This is a genomic window from Vibrio sp. V10_P2A27P122 (assembly GCF_963874335.1).
GTDB lineage: Bacteria > Pseudomonadota > Gammaproteobacteria > Enterobacterales > Vibrionaceae > Vibrio > Vibrio anguillarum.
In genome coordinates, this window is record NZ_CAWNHY010000219.1 from 1 (window position 1) to 2,153 (window position 2,153).

General features: G+C 41.5%; 2 protein-coding genes and 1 pseudogene. 1 reads left to right on the forward strand and 2 read right to left on the reverse strand.

Annotated elements, in window-relative coordinates; all coding sequences use genetic code 11:
* Positions 1 to 293: pseudogene (locus AACQ17_RS09045) on the forward strand (right-handed parallel beta-helix repeat-containing protein); the annotation flags it as partial.
* A gap of 44 nt (positions 294 to 337) precedes the next feature.
* Here AACQ17_RS09045 and AACQ17_RS09050 read toward each other — a convergent pair.
* Positions 338 to 1,753: an aspartate kinase gene (locus AACQ17_RS09050; protein ID WP_094146878.1), complete on the reverse strand. Its 1,416-nt coding sequence runs from the start codon at positions 1,751 to 1,753 to the stop codon at positions 338 to 340.
* A gap of 48 nt (positions 1,754 to 1,801) precedes the next feature.
* Positions 1,802 to 2,153: ectoine synthase (locus AACQ17_RS09055; RefSeq protein ID WP_094167642.1), on the reverse strand; the 352-nt coding region annotated here is incomplete at its 5' end.

The following is a 2,153-nucleotide window of genomic DNA, read 5'->3' on the forward strand; positions in this document are numbered from 1 at the left end:
GTGGAATTAGAATTGTTTCAGACATTCCAGGGGAATTAGTTGATAGTAAATATGTATCTGGTATATTAATAGCACTAAACACTTTTGTAAATGTAGATATGTCAGTCTATGGTTCAAATAATAAATATTATAATATAATAAATATGCTAACTAACGGTGAGAAGAAATTTATATTTTCCGTCATAAAAAACAATATATATCAGCTACCAAAAAATGTTGGATTTTTTAACTCACTCGCAGCACCAGAGGTCATTCTAACTGACAACATTGAGTTATCTTCACCTATTCAATAATTCAGATGAAGTAAGGTTACTAAAGTAACCTTACTTCATCTTTGTTAGGCTGCCTTTCTTGAAGATAGCGGTTTCGCAATCAACACATCATGTAAAACACAAATCGCGCGATTGTAATCGTTGTCTTCTACGACGAATTGTACATTGACATTACGCATCGACGAGTGAGCGGCAATAGGGCTAATTTTTGCGTTAACTAACGCTTGCATGCCTTGCGTTAATGCGTTGTTGGTGTTCATTGATGCACCGATTGCAGAAATGAGGGCGACCATTTTTCCTGATACGGATGCATTCGGGTAGCGCTTCTCTATTTTGTACAACACGTGGTTTAAGTTATCGCTGCTGCCACTGAGGTAATACGTCATCGAGTTTGCATTCATCTCTTTACCAACGAGATGTACCTTAGCTTCGGCGATCACTTCCATCAATTCATAACTGGCATTATCAATTTTCCCGACCATACTTTGGTCAAAAATATGCAAGGCGAACACTTTGTCCTTACCCGCAATAATCTCTACCTTATTGTTCTGAGGCTTATGAACATTGGAAATGAGAGTACCTTTATGCTTTGGTTCGAACGTATTTTTGATTCTGAGCTCAATCCCCTGCTGACGCAGCCCAGCTGCCGCATTCGGATGAATCGCTTCCATACCTAAATTAGCCAGTTGGTCTGCTACGTCAAAGTTCGTCAATCCCATCGGGCTAACCTTATCGGCGCCTACAATTCTCGGGTCTGCGGAGCTTAAGTGATACTCTTTATGGATGATCGCTTGCGTTGCGTTGGTTAATGCAGCAATGCGGCTAAAGGTCATTTCACTATAGCCACGATCATAGGTTTTCATTAATCCTTCATTACAATAGGCGTAGCCAGTCACGATTGGCAATTGCGTTGCTACATCAATGTCTTCGAAGGCAGCCAAAATCACCTCATCTAAGCTTCCTGCTTGCCCATTATTCCACCCAGAGAGATCAATGAAGCATGCATTAATCCCAAGAGTTTTTAGCTTCAAACTGGTGTTATAGGCACTATGAGCCTCGCCTATTGAAGATAAAAATTCTCGCACCTGAGGCAAATACTGACGCAATGAAAACTGCCCGTATTGACACGTTTCTAGAATATTATTAATGCAGTTGACTGCTTCTGAGATCCGCGAACGAATAAATTTATCCGCGCGAATACGACTCATCGGATCGGCGAACAAATGCTCATTAATCAGCAACATACGTTGCTCAAGTTGGTACATGGCTTCTTGCCATTGCGTATCATGTTTCGCGATCATCTGGTAAATACCGGGCTTGCCAGTGCGTTTGCATTCCAGTAGGGCATCGGTAATGGTTGCATACGCTGATACCACAAACACTCGATCATAAGGGTGATGAGGCCTTAGTAAAATATTGTCGAGCACAGCATCAAAAGCGCTCATTGATGTTCCACCGATTTTTTCTACGGTGTAAGACATGGGATCTCCTTTTCTTTTAAATTGAATGCAGTGAATCGTCGCGAGTGATTACTCAATGATTGGGTAAACACCTTTTTCATCATGCGTTTCAGTTCCTGTCAGTGGCGGGTTAAAAACACATGCCATAACCATATCTGCACCAGAATAAGCTCTTAAATAGTGCTCGTCATGTTGATCAAGGATGTACAAAGTGCCGGGCTTTATCGGGTAAGTTTTCCCTCCTATCACTTCGATTTCCCCTTCACCTGACATGCAATACACGGATTCCAAATGGTTTTGATAGTGAATATGGGTCTCGCCGCCTTTAAAAATGGTCGTAACATGGAATGAAAAACCCATATTGTCATCTTTCAGCAGCATACGAACGCTTTCCCAAGTTTGAGCAACAACCCGGCGCTCA